Here is a 16,955-nt window from a genome sequence, read left to right as displayed (position 1 = left end):
CCTCACAGAATCTGTTTGATGGGCCGGCCCGGTTGGCCGAAGCCCGCAGGAGCAAGAAAATGGCATACAGCGACAAGGTACTGGACCACTACGAGAACCCGCGCAACGTGGGAGCCTTCGAAAAGGGTGACGAGAGCGTGGGCACCGGCATGGTCGGCGCTCCGGCCTGTGGCGACGTGATGAAGCTGCAGATCAAGGTGGGTGAGAACGGCGTGATCGAAGACGCCAAGTTCAAGACCTATGGCTGTGGCTCGGCGATCGCCTCGTCCTCGCTCGTCACCGAATGGGTGAAGGGCAAGACGCTCGACGAGGCCCTACAGATCAAGAACACCACCATCGCCGAGGAACTGGCCCTGCCGCCGGTGAAGATCCACTGCTCGATCCTGGCCGAGGATGCCATCAAGGCAGCCGTGGCCGACTACAAGCAGAAGCACGGCCAATCCTGACGGTGAGGGGTCGGCCGCAAGCGGCCGGCCCATAGCAAGACAGCTAGGAGCAATCATGGCTATTACCCTGAGTGAAAGTGCCGCCCGCCATATCGAGAACTTCATCGCCAAGCGCGGCAAGGGACTGGGCATCCGCCTAGGCGTGAAAACGTCCGGGTGTTCCGGCATGGCCTACAAGCTGGAGTTCGTCGATGCCAGCAGTGACGACGACGTGGTGTTCGAAAGCTACGGCGTCAAGGTGTACACCGATGCCAAGAGTCTCGCTTACCTTGACGGCACCGAACTTGACTACACCAAGGAAGGCCTCAACGAAGGCTTCAAGTTCAACAACCCGAATGTGAAGAACGAGTGCGGCTGCGGCGAAAGCTTCAATGTCTGAACTCCGGGCGTGCCACCGCGCACGCCCTTCTTCTGGCCAGCACACGATGAACGCCGACTTCAACCAGGACCACTTCGCCCTTTTCGGCCTGCCACGACGCTTCCGTCTGGACGATGCCGCACTCGACACTGCCTACCGCAAGGTAGCGTCCGAAGTTCACCCCGACCGTTACGCCCACGCCGGCGATGCCGAGAAGCGCTTGGCGCTGATGATGGCCACCCGGGTCAACGAAGCCTATCGCACGCTGCGGGCGCCGCTGGCCCGAGCCCGTTACCTGCTGTCGCTGGCCGGCGTAGACACCCAGGAAGAGACCAACACCAGCATGCCCCCGGACTTCCTGATGGCTCAGATGGAGTGGCGTGAAGCGGTGGGGGATGCCCGGGCAGCGCGGGATGTGGGCGCGCTGGAGGAGGTTTCGGCCAACCTAGCGCGTGAACGGCGCGGCTATGAAGCCGAACTGGCCGAGGCGCTGGACGACCGGTCTGACACCGTCACCGCGGCGCTACTGGTGCGCAAGCTGCGCTTTCTGGAGAAGCTGGAACAGGAAGCGGGTGACGCCATCGAGGCCCTGCTGTTCTGAATCCGTGTGCGCCGGACACCTCAACATGCGGCCCGCCGGGGCCGCCTTTTACTGGTCTGACTGACAACTATGGCTCTCCTGCAAATCGCCGAACCCGGTCTCTCCGCCGCCCCCCACCAGCATCGGCTGGCCGTTGGCATCGATCTGGGCACCACCAATTCGCTGGTGGCCACGGTGCGCAGCGGCACCGCCACCGTCCTGCCCGATACGCAGGGGCGGTCGCTGCTGCCTTCGGTGGTGCGCTACCTTGATGCCGGAGGGAGCGTCAGCGTCGGTTACGACGCACAAGCCGAGCAGAGCCGCGACCCGGCCAACACCGTGGTGTCGGTCAAGCGCTTCATGGGACGCGGTCTGGCGGACTTGTCAGATACCGCCACCCAGCCCTACCGTTTTGTGGATGCCCCCGGCATGGTGCAGCTGGTGACGCGTGCGGGGGTGAAGAGCCCGGTGGAGGTATCGGCCGAGATCCTGCGAACACTTAAAGCGCGTGCCGAGGAAAGCCTGGGCGGCGAGCTGACCGGGGCCGTGATCACCGTACCCGCCTACTTCGATGACGCCCAGCGCCAAGCCACCAAGGATGCAGCCCGCCTGGCAGGCCTGAATGTGCTGCGCCTCCTGAATGAACCAACGGCGGCGGCGATTGCCTATGGCCTCGACAACGGAGTGGAAGGCGTCTACGTCGTCTACGACTTGGGAGGCGGCACGCTGGACGTGTCGGTGCTGCGCCTGACGCGGGGGGTGTTTGAGGTCCTCTCCACCAGCGGCGACTCTGCCTTGGGCGGGGACGACTTCGACCACCGCGTGTACTGCTGGATCCTGCAGGAGGCCGGGCTGTCGGGCATTTCGCCTCAGGACAGCAGACTGCTGCTCACCCGTGCCCGCGAGGCCAAGGAGGCCCTGACGGAGCATGGCGAGACACGCATCACCGTGCTGCTGTCCGACGGCCAGGCGGTCGACCTATCGATGACCCAGGCGACCTTGCACGACATCACCCGCACGCTGGTGGAAAAGACCCTGATGCCGGTACGTAAGGCCCTGCGCGACGCGCGCATCCGCCCCGAGGAGGTGAAGGGCGTGGTGATGGTAGGCGGCGCCACCCGGATGCCGCATGTACAAAAGGCGGTGGGCGATTTCTTCGGCCAAACGCCGCTGACCAATCTGGACCCAGACAAAGTGGTGGCACTGGGTGCCGCCATCCAAGCCAACGTGCTGGCCGGCAACAAGCAGACCGACGACTGGTTGCTGCTGGACGTGATTCCGCTCTCGCTCGGCATCGAAACCATGGGCGGGCTCACCGAGAAAATCATCCCCCGCAACAGCACGCTGCCGATTGCCCGTGCGCAGGACTTCACCACCTTCAAGGATGGACAGACCGCCATGTCCATCCATGTGGTGCAGGGCGAGCGCGAGCTGGTGAACGACTGCCGCTCGCTGGCCCGCTTCGTCCTCTCCGGCATTCCGCCGATGGTGGCCGGCGCAGCCCGCATTCGTATCACCTTCCAGGTGGACGCCGATGGGCTGCTGTCGGTGTCTGCACGTGAACAGGGCTCCGGCGTGGAGGCCAGCATCGCGGTCAAGCCTTCCTATGGCCTGACCGATGACGAGATCTCGCGCATGCTCACGGATTCCCTGGCCCATGTCACCACCGACATCGAGGCGCGCAAGCTGAGGGAGGCCATCGTGGATGCAGAAAGCCTGGCCGAGGCCACCCGCAACGCGCTGACCAGCGACGGCGACCTCTTGGCCCCCGAAGAGCGCCAGCAGGTGGAGACCGCCTTGGCGGCGGTAGCCACAGCGATTGCCCGTCAGGAAACCCGCGCCGTCAACGAAGCCAGCGCTGCCCTCAACCGCGCGACTGAAACCTTTGCCGCCCGGCGCATGGACCGCAACGTCCAGCGCGCCCTTAAGGGCCAGAACATCGGGAACCTGTAACGGGGCCCGCCATCACGAGGAAAGATTTCATGCCACGTATCATCGTGCTGCCGCATGCCGACCTGTGCCCGGAAGGGGCCGTCATCGAGGATGCCGAACCCGGCAAGAGCATCTGCCAGGTGCTGCTCGATCACCATATCGAGATCGAGCATGCGTGCGAGATGTCCTGTGCCTGTACCACCTGTCACGTGGTAGTGCGTGAGGGCGGCGACTCCCTCAACGAGGCGGACGAGCTGGAAGAGGACATGCTGGATATGGCATGGGGGCTGGAGGCGCAGTCGCGCCTGTCCTGCCAGGCCGTGGTGGACAGCACCGATCTGGTGATCGAGATCCCGCGCTACACTATCAACCACGCCCGCGAGAACCACTGACAGGTTGGCCGAAGGAGACCCCCATGAAATGGACCGACATTCACGAGATCGCCGCTGCCCTTTACGATAGCCAGCCGGATACCGACCCTGCCACCGTCCGGTTCACAGAGCTGCGCGCCTGGGTGATGGCGCTGCCCGGTTTCGAGGATGATCCGAACCGCTGCGGCGAGAAGATCCTGGAAGCCATCCAGCAGGCCTGGATCGACGAGGCCGACTAAGTACCAGCCCATCCACCTGCAACAGCCCGGAGCCCGAACAGCCCGGGCTTTTGCGCGCTTGCCCCTGCCCCGGCTTTGCGGCTAAATGACCGCATCTCTTTCCTTCACGGAGCATGGTCATGTTCAAGCTGCTCATCGGAAGCAAGAATTTCTCGTCGTGGTCGCTGCGTCCTTGGCTTGTGCTGCGGATGCTGGACGAGCCCTTCGAGGAACACCTCGTCCCGCTTTATCAGGCAGACACCACCGAGCGGCTGCAGTCGCTCAGCCCTTCGGCCAAGGTTCCGGTCCTGTTCGATCGCCAGTTGCGCATCTGGGACAGCCTTGCCATCTGCGAATACCTGGCCGAGTGCTTTCCTGCTGCCCGGCTGTGGCCGGACGAAACGCCTCGGCGCGCACTGGCACGCTCGGTGGTGGCGGAAATGCATGCGGGTTTTGGCGCGCTGCGCAGTGAACTGCCCATGGATGTATGCCGCAGTGCGCCTGCTCAGCCACGCAGTGCGGCGTGTGAGGCCGACATCCGCCGCATTGCCACGCTGTGGGAGGACCTGCGCAGCGGCCACCTTGCTGACGGCCCCTTCCTGTTTGGCCATTTCACCATCGCTGATGCCTTCTTCGCCCCGGTCGCCTTCCGTTTTGCCAGCTATGGCGTGACGCTGGACGGACTGGCCCAAGCTTATCAGCACACCCTGCTCGGTCTGCCGGCGATGCAAGACTGGGCAAAGGCCGCGCGCAGCGAGACGCAGCCGGCCAGCGCATGAAGGCAGTTGCGAAAAACCGTGGCCGCAGCTGCCACAAATCTTTAGAATGGCGCGTTTTTCGTTTCGGGGTGAGGACATGACCACACCGTTCATCATCGGCGTGGCCGGCGGCAGCGGCAGCGGCAAGACCACGGTGACGCGCAAGGTGCTGGAAACCATTGGCGAGGACAAGGCGGCCGTCATCGTCCAGGACTATTATTACCGGGACCAGAGTCACCTCACCTTCGAACAACGCCTGCTCACCAACTACGATCATCCGCATGCCTTCGACTGGCCGCTGCTGATTCAGCATGTGGACGACCTGCGCAACGGCGTTCCGATCGACATGCCGGTGTACGACTTCGCCAACCACACCCGCGACAGTCGCACCGTGCCGGTAGTGCCGGCGCCAGTCATCGTCATCGAAGGGTTGTTTCCACTGTATGACGCCGCGCTACGCGACATGATGTCGCTGAAGATTTTCGTGGATACCGACCCGGACGTCCGCTTCATACGCCGGCTGATGCGCGACATCGCGGAGCGGGGCCGCACCTTGGAAAGCGTGGTCGACCAGTACCTCACCACTGTGCGGCCCATGCACGTGCAGTTCATCGAGCCAACCAAGCGGTTTGCCGACGTGATCCTCCCGCAAGGCTGCAACGACCCTGCCATCGAAATGATTACCGCCCGGGTCGCCAACCTTATGGGCTGATCGCGGGCCACAGCCACCCACAACGGACAAGGGCGCCTCGGCGCCCTTGTTGCATGCTGCGACCCGACCGCGTCAGGCGGCCACGTCCGCAGGCGGCGGCAACAGGAACAGCATCAGCACAAACGGCATCACCGCCACCCCCACTGCCAGCCACAGCGCACCAGACAGCCAAACCACAGCCACCGGCCAGGCTTGTGCCCAAGCAAGCAGGGCCAGACCGCCCAGAAGGGCCGCTACCTGCAGGCACAGCCAGCGTTCGGGCCGCGCCAGTCCAAGCCATGGTACCGGCAAGGCCAGCAGTGCCAGCACCAGACTCAATCCCGTCAGCAGAAAAGCCATGATCAGCATGACATGCCCTCCGTTAGGTTAGCGATGCCCCTACTCTATCCTTATTGATATTAATTATCAATTAGATTTGTGTTACTCCTGATCACTCTTGATGCAAGAGATCTCCCTCCCATTCAAGCCCTCCCATCTTGCTTTCAAGCGAACTGTTCTTAAGAATTGGCGACACGCAAGCGTCATCAGCACCAGCGAAACCAAACCCGTCCTTTAGTATCCTCGCCTTCGCCCTTGAGGCGCCCAACAACTAGAGAGATACCATGACCGCATTACATGCCTTCATCAACGCAGGCAATGACCTCATCTGGGGGCAGATCCTGATCTACCTCCTGATCGGTACCGGACTGTATTTCACCCTGCGCACCGGTTTCCTGCAGCTGCGCCTACTGGGACGGGGCTGGACGGAGATGGTCGGTGGCCGTCGCCATGGGGACGCCTCCGACATTTCTCCTTTCCAGGCCTTTGCCACCGGACTTGCCAGCCGTGTGGGCACCGGCAACATTGCCGGCGTCGCCATTGCTATCGCCACCGGCGGCCCCGGCGCGGTGTTCTGGATGTGGCTGACAGCTCTGCTTGGCATGTCGAGCGCCTTTGCCGAATCCTCGCTAGCCCAGCTCTTCAAGGTCAGCCACCACGACAACACCTACCGTGGTGGCCCGGCCTACTACATTCAGCGCGGCCTCGGCCAACGCTGGCTGGGCATTATTTTCGCGCTGTGCCTGATCCTGGCATTCGGCCTGGTATTCAACGCGGTGCAGGCCAACTCCATCGTGGCAGCCACAGAAGGCGCCTGGGGCTGGGATAAAAACATCGTGGGCCTCGCTCTGGTGGTGCTGACCGCGCCGATCATCTTCGGCGGTATCCGTTCGGTGGCCCGGGTGGCCGAGTGGATGGTGCCGGTGATGGCACTGATCTACATCCTGCTGACGCTGTATGTGCTGGTGATGCACCTGACCGAACTACCGGGTGTGCTAATGCTGATCGTGAAAAGCGCCTTCGGCCTTCAGCAGGCGGCGGGGGGGCTGGCGGGCTATGCCGTAAGCCAGGCCATGATGCTCGGCATCAAGCGCGGCCTATTCTCCAACGAGGCCGGCATGGGCTCGGCGCCCAACGCAGCCGCCACCGCCACCACCCGTCATCCGGCCACGCAAGGCATCATGCAGATGTTCGGCGTTTTCATCGACACGCTGGTGATCTGTTCCTGCACCGCTGCGCTGATTCTGCTTTCCGGTGTGCACGAATCGGGCCTGAACGGTGTCCAGCTGACGCAGAAGGCGCTTGAAGCGCACATTGGCAGCTGGGGAGGCGATTTCCTGGCCGTTGCGGTCTTCCTGTTCGCCTACTCGTCCATTATCGGCAACTATGCCTACGCCGAGGGCAACGTGGAGTTCATCCGTAACAGCAAGGGGGTACTGCTGGTGTTCCGTCTGATGGTGCTGGGCATGGTGTTCTTCGGCTCGGTGGGCAGCCTGCCCCTGGTGTGGGACATGGCCGACCTATCGATGGGCCTGATGGCGCTCATCAATCTGGCCGCCATCCTGCTCCTGTCCCGCTACGTGTTCGTCCTGCGCCGCGACTATGAGCAACAGCTCAAAGCCGGGGTCAAGGAGCCGGTGTTCGATATCGGCCGCTACCCGGACCTGGCCCAGAAGGTCGGCCGCGACGCCTGGTAAGACGCCAGTCTGACGCGCCATAAAAAAGCCGCACGCTCGAAAGAGCTGCGGCTTTTTCCATGACGCCCGGCCGGGTCGGAAGGTTGGCCGAAGCGTGGATCAGATCGTCTTGGAGTAACGGGCGCGCGTCTCACGCTCGCGCAGGTGGCGATCGAAGATCATGGCGATGTTACGGATCAGGAAGCGCCCCTTGGGCTCCACCATTAGGAAATCCCCGTCGAAGGTCAGCAGTCCTTCCTGCTGCAAGGCCCGCAGCCGGGGCAGCTCTTCTGCGAAATACTCGGCGAAGTTGATGTTGAAGACTTCCTCAATCGCCTCGGTGGACAACGCGAAGCGGCACATCAGCGCTTGGATGACGCTACGCCGCAGGATGTCGTCACTGTCGAGCGTCAGCCCACGCATCACCGGTAGATGGCCCGCATCCAGGGCCTGGTAATAGAGCTCGATGTCCTTCTGGCTTTGTGCATAACAGGGGCCTACCTTGCCGATGGAGGAAACGCCCAGGCCGATCATGTCGCAGTCTGCATGGGTGGAGTAGCCCTGGAAGTTGCGTTGCAGCCGCCCCTGCTCCAGCGCACGGGTCAGGTCATCGTCCGGCTTAGCGAAGTGGTCCATGCCGATGAAAACGTAGCCCGCCGCCGAGAGCTGTTCGACCGAATTCTGCAGGATGTCCAGCTTCACCTGCGGAGTGGGCAGATCCGCTTCGTTGATGCGACGCTGCGGCATGAATACCGTGGGCAGGTGCGCATAATTGTAGAGCGCGATGCGGTCCGGCGACATTGCGATCACCTTGTCGACCGTGCGCGCCACCGACGCGGTGGTCTGCAGCGGCAGGCCGTAGATCAAGTCCACACTTACCGAGCGGAAGCCGGCGTCGCGCGCAGCCTGGATCACCGTCAGCGTCTCTTCCTCGCTCTGGATACGGTTGACCGCCTGCTGCACCGCAGGCTCGAAATCCTGCACGCCCACGCTCATGCGGTTGAAGCCCAGGCTGGCCAGATGGAACACCGTCTCGCGCCCCACCTTACGCGGATCGATCTCGATCGAGAACTCGCCTTCAGGCAGAAAGTCGAACCGTGCACGCAACATCTCCATGAGCCGGGTCAGTTGGGCATCGGACAGGAAGGTGGGGGTGCCGCCGCCGAAATGCAGCTGGATTACTTTCTCACGATGGCCCAAGGCATCGGACACCAGCGCGATTTCCTTTTCCAGATAGTCCAGATAGGTGTCGGCGCGCGAAGTGTCCTTGGTGATGATCTTGTTGCAACCGCAGTAATAACAAACAGTGTTGCAAAACGGTACATGAACATATAATGATATAGGCTTGCTATTCGCCCCGATGGACCGCTGGCGCAACCAATGCAGGTATTGGCCTTCATCAAAGGCCGGCGTGAAGCGGTCGGCAGTCGGGTAGGAGGTATAGCGGGGCCCGGAGCCATCCAGCCGTTCGATCAGGTCGCGATCAAACTCGAAGCGGGCAGGCGAAAAGGTTTGGGTGGGGGTCATTTTGCGGGTACATTTGGGAATGCATGGGTGGGCTGATAAATTTGCTAAAATCTAGCTTTCCCTGCTTTGATAAGAGTCAAGCTTATTTACAAGGTTGCCCAAAACGGTATGTCTGAACACCACCACACCCCGTTTCACGCACTAAAGGTCTCCTGCTCCAATTGCAGCTTGCGGGAACTGTGCCTCCCCATCGGGCTCAACCGAGACGAAATGTCGCAGCTTGACGCGGTGATCCGCCAGAGCCGGCGGCTCAAGCGGGGAGAGTACCTCTTCCGCAGCGGCGAGTCTTTCAAGTCGCTCTACGCCGTGCGCACTGGGGTCTTCAAGACGTCGGTGGCCAGCCAGGATGGCCGCGAGCAGGTCACCGGCTTCCTGATGTCCGGCGAACTGATGGGCCTGGACGGCATTTCCTCCAATGTGCACGGCTGCGACGCCATCGCGCTGGAGGACAGCGAGGTCTGCGAACTGCCGTTCGGCCGCATGGAAGGTCTCAGCCGCGAGATCCCGAGCCTGCAGCATCACTTCTACCGACTGATGAGCCGGGAGATTGTGCGCGATCAGAACGTGATGCTGCTTCTGGGCAACATGAAAGCCGAGGAGCGCTTGGCTGCCTTCCTGCTCAACCTGTCGCAGCGCCTGGCCTCGCGCGGTTTTGCTGCCAACGACTTTATTCTGCGCATGAGCCGCGAGGAGATCGGCAGCTTCCTTGGCCTCAAACTGGAAACCGTCAGCCGCACGCTGTCGAAGTTCCAGCAGCAGGGCTGGCTGGTGGTGGATCACAAGCACATCCAGCTGATCAAGCCGGAGGAACTCAAAGCACTGATCGCAGGTTGCGCGCATGCGCACGGTGTCTGAACACGCATTCAGCCACACTTCATGACAAAGGCGGGCTTCGGTCCGCCTTTGTCTTTTCCGGTCAACGCAGGGGGCGGATACGCCCCAGACAGCCCGGCTGGCCGCGATAGCACGCCGGATCGGATAGGAAGGGGGCCAGCACCGCCTCGAAGCGAGCCCGCAGCCAGGCAAGCCCATCGGGGTGTGTGGCGGCTTGGGAAGCGGCCAGATTGTCGCGCATCAGTAGCCGCAGCAGTGCAGGATGGTTCGGCCACCGGCAGAGCGTACAGTAATCGGCCAGCAGCGAAGCCTGTTGCTCCAGACCGTAATTGGCCAGGGTAACCCCGTCCGGCAGCGGATAGAGATAGGCCCGTCCGCGATCCGGCCACTGCAACAGGCTAGCCAGCGCCCCGCGCCAGGCGACGCAGGCGCCGTTCTGCCACTGCCAGACATGCACCATTTCATGCACGAAGGTATTGAAAAGCCGTAAGGCCGTAAGCCCCGCATCGCGCGCGGGCAGTATGGCATAGTCGTCTCGAAACCAGCGCCGTGGAAAATACACTGTCCCGAACGGCGCCATCGGCACAGCCAGGCCCGGCAGGAAACTACGTCCGTGCACCCTGACGGTCTCGGTCGCCAGCGCCGGGCCGAACAGCTCCTGCAGCAGCAGGACTTCTTGCGGGGTAAGCCGCCGGGAAGGAGGGGCTGAACGGAAGAACGTCATTCAGAACATCCCCATCAAGATGCCTGTCGCCAGCGTCTCGCCCATCTCCTGCGCAGCGGCCAGTGCGGCCTCGTCCGGTTCGCCGTGCACGATCAGCGGGGGGCAGACCGGCTTGAAGGGATAGCCACGTGCGATCCGCTCCACCGAGGCCACAGCTCCACGTCCGTCGTTGCCGGCGGACACAAACAGCCCGTAGGGCAGCCCTTCCACCCGCCCCTGCGCGGGATAAAAAGTACGGTCAAAGAAATCCTTGACCGCGCCGGCCATGTAGCCAAAGTTTTCCGGGGTCCCGATTAGCACGCCATCCGCAGCCAGCAGGTCTTCCAGCGACGCGGCGGCCGCGCGGCGCACGTGCACGGTCACGCCCTCACAACGCAGCGCGCCCTCGTGGCAGGCTTCGGCCAAGCGTTCGGTGCGTCCGGTCTGGCTGGCGTACAGGATCAGCAGGCATTTGGTCATCTCATCCCCCCAGGGACTGCAGACAGCACCTGCAACAAGGCGTTGAAGGGTGAGTGACCAGGCCAGCCCGGCGGCGTGACGAACCCGCGGGCCACCTCCCTCCATGCGCCATCGGCGGTCGCCTGCATTTCCGCCACCATCTGGGGCGATCCGGCCCCAAACAGGCGGCGGGCGAGCCTAGGCTGCGTGTCGGTAGCGGACAGATGCAGCCGCGCCGGTGCCAGCCAGCCCAGACGCGGCAGCCAGGCCCAGCGGCTGCCGGGACAAGACTGCGGCCAAGGCTGGTCCACCGCACACCACCAGCCATACAGTGCCTGCGGAAAAGGGCGCTCGAAAGAAGCCTTGGGCGGCGCAAACAGCCAGCCGGTCAGCAGGCTGCCGCTAAGGCACCCGGCAAATCCCGGCGGCAGAATCCGCTGGGCTTCGGGATGCCGCGTCAGCTGCAACTGCTGCGTGAGCTTGCCGGCCTTCAGCGCCCACGCATCGCGCAGGCTCGGGCCGACCAAGGAGGCAGGCGCGGCACCAAGGGCCAGGTAGAACTTGCTGGCCACCTCTAAATGCCAAGGCTCACCATTGATGCGCAGCAGGAAGTCAAACTCGCCAAGCGTGCGGCCGTTGGCATCGCGCACGGCAAGGTTGGCCGAAACAGGCTGTAAGTGGGGAGCATGGGCCAGCCAGAATGCTAGCAGCCGCTCGGCGTATCTTCCGAGGCGCCGCTCCCCCGGCGAGAGTACCGCCCGCAGCAGCGGCTGAGGGGCACGATCCAGCGCCTGCAGCAGGCGCTCCGCGTCCTGCCCCGCCAGAAGCCCAGGAGGCAACGCGCCCCCCTGCGGCCAGGGGGGTGGCGCATAAAGTAGAAAGGCAAGATCGCGCACCACTGGTTGGTGCAGGGTGTCTAGCACCGGTGGTACGCGCCCGTTCATTGGCCAGTGCGCCTTCGGCCAACCTGACGCCTTGCGCGAACCAGGCCCGAAGAAATGGGACGAGCAAGGCGCACACGCGGTCCCGGCAGCGCATGTCGGGACCGCAGCCAGCGAAGGGCCGGGCAGGCAGCCACACGCGGGCTGGCGGTACAAGGCAGCGCTTGCCAAACAGGGAGACTGCAAGGCGGGTGATAGCAGCAGGACGGCACGCTGGGCGCGGCGCAGGCAGTCACCCGCCCCTGCCTTGCGAACCCCTTGTCCCCTGCGGGCCTCATGCCTCCCCGTCCTCCGACGGCACTGAAGCGGCGTCGGCCCTGTCCGCCGTACGCTGTACCTGCTTGAGGAAGCCGCGCAGGATGTCCACCTCCTCGCGCAGCAGTCCGGCCCGGTTGAAGAGCGTACGCATGCGGCGCATCAACCGCTCGCCATTGCGGCGCTCGTAGTAGCCCACTCGTGCCAGCGTGGCATCCAGATGTACACAGAAGCCCTCTACCTCGTCCCGGGTGGCCGTCTCCGCTTCAGCGCGCAGATGCTCAACCCCGACCCCGGCATGGCTGAAGAGCTCGTAGGTCATCACCTGCACGGCCATGGCCAGGTTCAGCGAGAAGTAGTCGGGGTTGCCGGGTATGGTGACGAGGCGATTGCACTGCTCCACCTCTTCGATCGACAGCCCGAAGGTCTCATTGCCAAACACCAGCGCCACCTGCTCGCCGTCGCGTGCACGCGCCATCAGCTCCGGCGCGGTCTCGCGCGGCGTGGAAAGCGGAGTGGTCAGCTCACGTCGGCGGCTGGTGAGCGCGCACGCCACCGTCACCCCGGCAAGCGCCTCCACCAGCGTGGGCACCACCGTGGCGTGCTCGAGCACATCCACCGCCCCCGAAGCGAGCGCATTCGCCTCGTCGGAAGGAAAGGTCTTCGGCTCCACCAGGTATAGCCTGGTCAGGCCCATCGTTTTCATGGCCCGTGCAGCCGAGCCGATGTTGCCCGGATGGCTGGGACGGGCCAGCACGATGCGGATGTTCTTCAGGAAATCAGGGACTTGGGGTTTATTCATGAGTGGTTTTTGAGTAGAATCGCGGACACTTGCAAAAACCCGGCGCTTGCGCGGGGTTTTTTTGTTCCTTAAACCAGATTAGGACAGAACGGCCCGCGCGCCAGGCGCAGCGCCGTTTCCAGCACTCCAGAGGCCGTCATTCTATGCATCCGATGCTCAATGTCGCGGTGAAAGCCGCACGCCGCGCTGCCAACGTCATCCAGCGCGCTTCCCTCAATCTCGACACTGTGCGTATCGAGAAGAAACGGCACAACGACTTCGTGACCGAGGTGGACCAGGCAGCGGAACAGGCGATTCTGGAGGTGATTCGCGAGGCGTATCCGAAGCACGCGATTCTAGCAGAAGAGTCCGGTGCCCACGGCATCGGCCAGTCCGAATACGAGTGGATCATCGACCCGATCGACGGCACCACCAACTTCTTCCACGGCCACCCCCAGTATGCGGTATCGATCGCACTGGCGCACAAGGGCCAGATCCAGCAGGCCGTGGTGTACGACCCCAACCGCAACGACCTCTTCACCGCCAGCCGCGGTGTGGGCGCCTTCCTCAACGACCGTCGCATCCGCGTTTCCAAACGCACCAGCCTGAACGAGTGCCTGATCGCTACCGGATTTCCGGTTGTGGACCAGAGCATGATGGATACCTATCTGGCGATGCTGAAGGACGTACTGGCCAAAACTGCCGGTGCCCGTCGCGAAGGCGCCGCCTCGCTCGACCTGTGCAATGTGGCCTGCGGCCGGGTGGACGGTTTCTTCGAGTTCAACCTGAAGCCCTGGGACATTGCTGCGGGCAGCCTGATCGTCCAGGAGGCCGGCGGTATCGTCACCGATATGGACGGTGAGGATGGCTGGCTGGAGTCGGGCGACATCGTGGCAGGCAGCCCCAAGGTGCTGGCCCAGCTGCTGCAGATCCTGGCCGCCCATCGCTAAGCCCGACCGTTTTCCGAAAGCCCCGCCTGTCGCGGGGCTTTTTCATTGTTGGCGACAGCAGGCTCAGGAGAAGTTGTCGCGTGACCTTCATAAAATTACAATCGTGCAGGGAACACGCTACGGCCTTCGCCGGCGCCCTCCGCAATCTCCACCGTCGGGAACCTATCATGAACATCAGCCAACGCCTGCTGGCCACCCTGTCTCTGGCCCTGGCCGCCCTGCTTCTGGTCGGCGGCTTCGGCATCTGGCAGCTGCGCCAGTCCAACCAGCGCCTGGAGTACCTTTCGGCCAACACCTTTCCCAGTCTTACGGCACTACATGAAGCGCAGGAGCAGGTGAGCGAGATGCGGCTGGGCGTGTTGCGCCTGGTGCTCGCCACGACAGCGGAGGATCAGGCCAGCGCAGTCGAGCGCATCCAGAAAGCCGACCGCGCACTGGAGACCCAGCTCAAGCAATACGAGGACACGCTGCTGGTAAATGACGAAGACCGGGCCCTGCTGCAGAAGGACCGAGAAGCGGCGGAGACCTACCGCAAGGTGCATCAGCAAGTGAAAGCGCTGGCCACTGCCGGTCAGCTGCCCGCTGCCCAGGCACTGGTCACCAGCGGCACCCACCGCAACGCGGCGCGCGCGCTACAGGATGCGCTGGCCGCCCACGAGTCCTTCCACTACACCTTGGCCGACAACCTCAGACAGGACAACGCCAGTGCCTACCGCTCTGCCTTCGCCACCAGCGTGGGCGCTATGGTGGTGGCTGTGCTGGTGTGCGGCATCAGCGGGCTGCTGCTGTTCCTGTCCATCCGTCGCAGCCTCTCCAGTATCGCCGGCAGTCTCGGAACAGTGCGCGAGAGTCTGGACTTCACCCATCGGGCAGTGGTGCTGCGCCGAGACGAGGTGGGCGTCACCGCACAGGCCTTCAACGAGCTTCTCGCACGCCTGCAGCAGAGCTTCGGCAGCATCGTCACCAGCGTGCGCAGCATGGACGAGGCGATGACGCAGATGACCCATCATACCCGGGAAATCGCCACCAGCTCGCACCACCAGAGTGAGGCGGCGGCGGGCATGGCCTCGGCCATCGAACAGCTCACGGTCAGCATCAACCATGTGGCTGAGCGGGCCCAGGAGGCCAGTCAGCAGACTCGGGAAGCGGGCCAGACGGCGGAAGAAGGCAGCCAGGTGATCCTGGCAACGGTGGAGGGCATCACCACGGTGGCCCACTCCATCGAGGAGGCCGCCACACGTATCGGCCGGCTGCGCGCGGACAGCGAGACCATCGCCACGGTGCTCGGTGTAATCAAGGATATTGCCGACCAGACCAACCTTCTGGCGCTCAATGCAGCCATCGAGGCGGCACGGGCAGGGGAAACCGGTCGTGGCTTTGCTGTGGTGGCCGACGAGGTGCGCAAGCTGGCGGAGCGGACCGCCGCTTCCACCACCGAGATCGCCTCGGTTATCCAGAAGATGCAGCAGGGCACGCATGAGGCGGTCAGCAGCATGGAAAGCGTGGTGCAGCGGGTGGGCCGCGAGGCCGAGAGTGCGCGGGCTGCCAGCGAGGCCATCGGGCGCATCCGTAGCCTGACCCAACGTGCAATGGAATCGGTGCAGGACATCTCCGGCAGCATCGGAGAACAGAGCGCCGCCAGCCAGACCATCGCGCAGACGGTGGAACAGATTGCACAAATGGCGGAAGAGAACTCCGCCGCCGCCGACAACACCGCCAGCGCGGCCCAGGGTGTACATGCCCAGGCGCGCGACATCTTGGCCACCGTGTCACAGTATCGGGTCTGATTGCCCTACCCTACAGCACGCCGTACTGCTCTGGCAGTGCGGCGTGCCCCTTTTGGGGAGGGAGGTTGGCCGAAGAGGGTAACCGGCTCAGTGCGCTCGGTCGGTCGGCGGTACCGGCGGACGGGCCACGCAGAGTACCAGCACCGCTAGCACCGCAAAACCGGCCCCAGCCAGGAAAGTGACGCGGCTGCCGAGGCTGTCCCACAACAGCCCGGCCAGCAGGCTGGCAGCCAGCATCGCTCCGCCGCTGACAAGGTTGAACACGCCAAAGGCGGTACCGCGCAGGTCGGGCGGGGCCGTTGCTGCCACCATCGCAGCCAGCAGTCCCTGTGTCATCCCCATGTGCAGGCCCCAGAACAGCACCCCCGCCAGTACCGTGGGCCACGCTGCGCTCCACGCGAGCACCACGTCGGCCAGAATCAGCACGCCCAGGCCACATGCCAACAGGGTGCGGTGGTCCATGCGGTCGGACAGCTGCCCGAACGGGTAGGCGCTCGCCGCGTACACCACATTCATCGCCACCATCACCAGCGGTACCCAAGCCAGTGCCAGGCCCCCCTCCTGCGCCCGCAGTACCAGGAAGGCCTCGCTGAAGCGTGCCAGAGTGAAGACCGCGCCCACCGCCACCACCCACCAGTACGCCCGGTCCAGCCGACGCAGGCTTTCGCGGCGGATGGGGTTGCGGCGCACCGCCACCGTCTGCGCCTCCGGCTCGCGCAAGCCGGCAACGAGCAGCGCCACGGACAGCAGGCCAGGCAGCACCGCCACCCAGAACACGCTGCGGAAGTCGTCGTCCCACCAGAACATCAGCCCGGCCGCGATCAAGGGACCGATGAAGGCGCCCACGGTATCCAGCGCCTGACGCAATCCGAAGGCCGCCCCGCGCAGCGGGGGCGGAACCAGGTCGGCCACCAGCGCATCCCTGGGCGCGCCGCGCACGCCTTTACCCACCCGGTCGATCAGTCGGGCGGCCAGCACCACGCTCGCGCCGGAGGCCAATGCAAACAGCGGCTTGGTCAGGGCGCCCAGCGCATAGCCGAACACCGCCAGCCCCTTGCGTCGTCCCAGGTAGTCGCTCAGCACGCCCGAGAACACCTTCACCACCAAGGCGGTGGCTTCGGCCAACCCCTCGATCAGTCCGACGGCCAGCGCGCTGGCGCCGAGCGTGGTCACCATGAACAGGGGCAGCAGGCTGTGGATCATCTCCGACGACACGTCCATCAGCATGCTCACGCCACCCAGCACCCATACTCCCCGCGGGATCTGCCGCCAGATGCGCTGCGATGTCTCGACCTGTTTCATGCGGGCCTTCCTGCTGTTGTGCGGGCTGTCCAGTGTGCCGTCGGCCT

General features: G+C 63.9%; 19 protein-coding genes. 12 read left to right on the top strand and 7 right to left on the bottom strand.

All coding sequences use genetic code 11. The features are described from left to right. Positions 1 to 59 precede the first annotated feature (59 nt). The 8 genes from iscU (at position 60) to udk (ending at position 5,375) form a co-directional block, all read left to right on the top strand. Positions 60 to 446, top strand: a complete 387-nt coding sequence (iscU, locus tag EV669_RS12650) for a Fe-S cluster assembly scaffold IscU (RefSeq protein WP_054284949.1) — start codon at positions 60 to 62, stop codon at positions 444 to 446. A gap of 55 nt (positions 447 to 501) precedes the next feature. Next, positions 502 to 825: an iron-sulfur cluster assembly protein IscA gene (gene iscA / locus EV669_RS12645; RefSeq protein ID WP_054284789.1), complete on the top strand. Its 324-nt coding sequence runs from the start codon at positions 502 to 504 to the stop codon at positions 823 to 825. A gap of 46 nt (positions 826 to 871) precedes the next feature. Next, positions 872 to 1,405, top strand: coding sequence for a Fe-S protein assembly co-chaperone HscB (gene hscB / locus EV669_RS12640; RefSeq protein WP_055434481.1), 534 nt, complete (start codon positions 872 to 874; stop codon positions 1,403 to 1,405). 69 nt (positions 1,406 to 1,474) lie between these two features. Beyond that, complete coding sequence (hscA, locus tag EV669_RS12635; protein ID WP_055434480.1) at positions 1,475 to 3,337, top strand: Fe-S protein assembly chaperone HscA; 1,863 nt, start codon at positions 1,475 to 1,477, stop codon at positions 3,335 to 3,337. A 29-nt stretch (positions 3,338 to 3,366) separates the two neighbouring features. Further along, a complete protein-coding gene (gene fdx, locus EV669_RS12630) occupies positions 3,367 to 3,708 on the top strand; it encodes an ISC system 2Fe-2S type ferredoxin (protein WP_054284792.1) in 342 nt (113 codons plus the stop codon). Positions 3,709 to 3,731: 23 nt separating this feature from the next. Then, entirely contained in the window at positions 3,732 to 3,926 is a 195-nt protein-coding gene (iscX, locus tag EV669_RS12625) for a Fe-S cluster assembly protein IscX (RefSeq protein WP_054284793.1), read from the top strand. 119 nt (positions 3,927 to 4,045) lie between these two features. Beyond that, entirely contained in the window at positions 4,046 to 4,684 is a 639-nt protein-coding gene (locus tag EV669_RS12620) for a glutathione S-transferase family protein (RefSeq protein ID WP_054284794.1), read from the top strand. 76 nt (positions 4,685 to 4,760) lie between these two features. Continuing rightward, positions 4,761 to 5,375 (top strand): uridine kinase, encoded by a 615-nt coding sequence (gene udk, locus EV669_RS12615; protein WP_055434479.1) that lies wholly within the window; start codon positions 4,761 to 4,763, stop codon positions 5,373 to 5,375. A gap of 72 nt (positions 5,376 to 5,447) precedes the next feature. Here udk and EV669_RS12610 read toward each other — a convergent pair whose 3' ends face one another. After that, positions 5,448 to 5,723, bottom strand: coding sequence for a hypothetical protein (locus tag EV669_RS12610; RefSeq protein WP_054284796.1), 276 nt, complete (start codon positions 5,721 to 5,723; stop codon positions 5,448 to 5,450). 254 nt (positions 5,724 to 5,977) lie between these two features. Here EV669_RS12610 and EV669_RS12605 point away from each other — a divergent pair, with 254 nt between their 5' ends. Beyond that, a complete protein-coding gene (locus EV669_RS12605; RefSeq protein WP_055434478.1) occupies positions 5,978 to 7,390 on the top strand; it encodes an alanine/glycine:cation symporter family protein in 1,413 nt (470 codons plus the stop codon). A gap of 99 nt (positions 7,391 to 7,489) precedes the next feature. On the opposite strand, the gene hemN is transcribed toward EV669_RS12605, so the two are convergent. Then, entirely contained in the window at positions 7,490 to 8,896 is a 1,407-nt protein-coding gene (gene hemN / locus EV669_RS12600) for an oxygen-independent coproporphyrinogen III oxidase (protein WP_054284798.1), read from the bottom strand. A gap of 108 nt (positions 8,897 to 9,004) precedes the next feature. On the opposite strand from hemN, the gene fnr reads away from it, so the two are divergent. Then, positions 9,005 to 9,751 (top strand): fumarate/nitrate reduction transcriptional regulator Fnr, encoded by a 747-nt coding sequence (fnr, locus tag EV669_RS12595; RefSeq protein WP_054284799.1) that lies wholly within the window; start codon positions 9,005 to 9,007, stop codon positions 9,749 to 9,751. Between the two features lie 61 nt (positions 9,752 to 9,812). On the opposite strand, the gene EV669_RS12590 is transcribed toward fnr, so the two are convergent. The 4 genes from EV669_RS12590 to EV669_RS12575 form a co-directional block, all read right to left on the bottom strand. Continuing rightward, positions 9,813 to 10,454, bottom strand: a complete 642-nt coding sequence (locus tag EV669_RS12590) for a hypothetical protein (protein WP_132098869.1) — start codon at positions 10,452 to 10,454, stop codon at positions 9,813 to 9,815. Further along, positions 10,455 to 10,913 carry a flavodoxin family protein gene (locus EV669_RS12585; RefSeq protein ID WP_132098868.1) on the bottom strand — a complete coding sequence of 153 codons (459 nt, stop codon included), beginning with the start codon at positions 10,911 to 10,913 and terminating at the stop codon, positions 10,455 to 10,457. Further along, positions 10,910 to 11,836 (bottom strand): DUF1853 family protein, encoded by a 927-nt coding sequence (locus tag EV669_RS12580; protein WP_132098867.1) that lies wholly within the window; start codon positions 11,834 to 11,836, stop codon positions 10,910 to 10,912. Before EV669_RS12580 ends, EV669_RS12585 begins: the two co-directional genes overlap by 4 nt. Positions 11,837 to 12,107: 271 nt before the next feature. Continuing rightward, entirely contained in the window at positions 12,108 to 12,890 is a 783-nt protein-coding gene (locus tag EV669_RS12575; RefSeq protein ID WP_054284803.1) for an RNA methyltransferase, read from the bottom strand. Positions 12,891 to 13,033: 143 nt separating this feature from the next. Here EV669_RS12575 and EV669_RS12570 point away from each other — a divergent pair, with 143 nt between their 5' ends. Further along, on the top strand, positions 13,034 to 13,819 hold the full coding sequence (locus EV669_RS12570) for an inositol monophosphatase family protein (protein ID WP_054284804.1): 786 nt from the start codon (positions 13,034 to 13,036) through the stop codon (positions 13,817 to 13,819). Positions 13,820 to 13,986: 167 nt separating this feature from the next. After that, complete coding sequence (locus EV669_RS12565; protein ID WP_132098866.1) at positions 13,987 to 15,606, top strand: methyl-accepting chemotaxis protein; 1,620 nt, start codon at positions 13,987 to 13,989, stop codon at positions 15,604 to 15,606. A gap of 87 nt (positions 15,607 to 15,693) precedes the next feature. On the opposite strand, the gene EV669_RS12560 is transcribed toward EV669_RS12565, so the two are convergent. Then, positions 15,694 to 16,908 carry an MFS transporter gene (locus EV669_RS12560; protein WP_132098865.1) on the bottom strand — a complete coding sequence of 405 codons (1,215 nt, stop codon included), beginning with the start codon at positions 16,906 to 16,908 and terminating at the stop codon, positions 15,694 to 15,696. Positions 16,909 to 16,955: the final 47 nt, after the last annotated feature.

Origin of the sequence: Gulbenkiania mobilis (genome assembly GCA_004346645.1) — a bacterium.
GTDB classification, from domain to species: domain Bacteria; phylum Pseudomonadota; class Gammaproteobacteria; order Burkholderiales; family Chromobacteriaceae; genus Gulbenkiania; species Gulbenkiania mobilis.
Note: the sequence above shows the minus strand (reverse complement) of the source record. Positions and strands in the feature narration are given on the sequence as shown.

Coding starts and splice junctions, on each gene's coding strand:
- iscU (WP_054284949.1), top strand. CDS start 60: ATGGCATACAGCGACAAGGTACTGGACCACTACGAGAACCCGCGCAAC.
- iscA (WP_054284789.1), top strand. CDS start 502: ATGGCTATTACCCTGAGTGAAAGTGCCGCCCGCCATATCGAGAACTTC.
- hscB (WP_055434481.1), top strand. CDS start 872: ATGAACGCCGACTTCAACCAGGACCACTTCGCCCTTTTCGGCCTGCCA.
- hscA (WP_055434480.1), top strand. CDS start 1,475: ATGGCTCTCCTGCAAATCGCCGAACCCGGTCTCTCCGCCGCCCCCCAC.
- fdx (WP_054284792.1), top strand. CDS start 3,367: ATGCCACGTATCATCGTGCTGCCGCATGCCGACCTGTGCCCGGAAGGG.
- iscX (WP_054284793.1), top strand. CDS start 3,732: ATGAAATGGACCGACATTCACGAGATCGCCGCTGCCCTTTACGATAGC.
- EV669_RS12620 (WP_054284794.1), top strand. CDS start 4,046: ATGTTCAAGCTGCTCATCGGAAGCAAGAATTTCTCGTCGTGGTCGCTG.
- udk (WP_055434479.1), top strand. CDS start 4,761: ATGACCACACCGTTCATCATCGGCGTGGCCGGCGGCAGCGGCAGCGGC.
- EV669_RS12610 (WP_054284796.1), bottom strand. CDS start 5,723: ATGCTGATCATGGCTTTTCTGCTGACGGGATTGAGTCTGGTGCTGGCA.
- EV669_RS12605 (WP_055434478.1), top strand. CDS start 5,978: ATGACCGCATTACATGCCTTCATCAACGCAGGCAATGACCTCATCTGG.
- hemN (WP_054284798.1), bottom strand. CDS start 8,896: ATGACCCCCACCCAAACCTTTTCGCCTGCCCGCTTCGAGTTTGATCGC.
- fnr (WP_054284799.1), top strand. CDS start 9,005: ATGTCTGAACACCACCACACCCCGTTTCACGCACTAAAGGTCTCCTGC.
- EV669_RS12590 (WP_132098869.1), bottom strand. CDS start 10,454: ATGACGTTCTTCCGTTCAGCCCCTCCTTCCCGGCGGCTTACCCCGCAA.
- EV669_RS12585 (WP_132098868.1), bottom strand. CDS start 10,913: ATGACCAAATGCCTGCTGATCCTGTACGCCAGCCAGACCGGACGCACC.
- EV669_RS12580 (WP_132098867.1), bottom strand. CDS start 11,836: ATGAACGGGCGCGTACCACCGGTGCTAGACACCCTGCACCAACCAGTG.
- EV669_RS12575 (WP_054284803.1), bottom strand. CDS start 12,890: ATGAATAAACCCCAAGTCCCTGATTTCCTGAAGAACATCCGCATCGTG.
- EV669_RS12570 (WP_054284804.1), top strand. CDS start 13,034: ATGCATCCGATGCTCAATGTCGCGGTGAAAGCCGCACGCCGCGCTGCC.
- EV669_RS12565 (WP_132098866.1), top strand. CDS start 13,987: ATGAACATCAGCCAACGCCTGCTGGCCACCCTGTCTCTGGCCCTGGCC.
- EV669_RS12560 (WP_132098865.1), bottom strand. CDS start 16,908: ATGAAACAGGTCGAGACATCGCAGCGCATCTGGCGGCAGATCCCGCGG.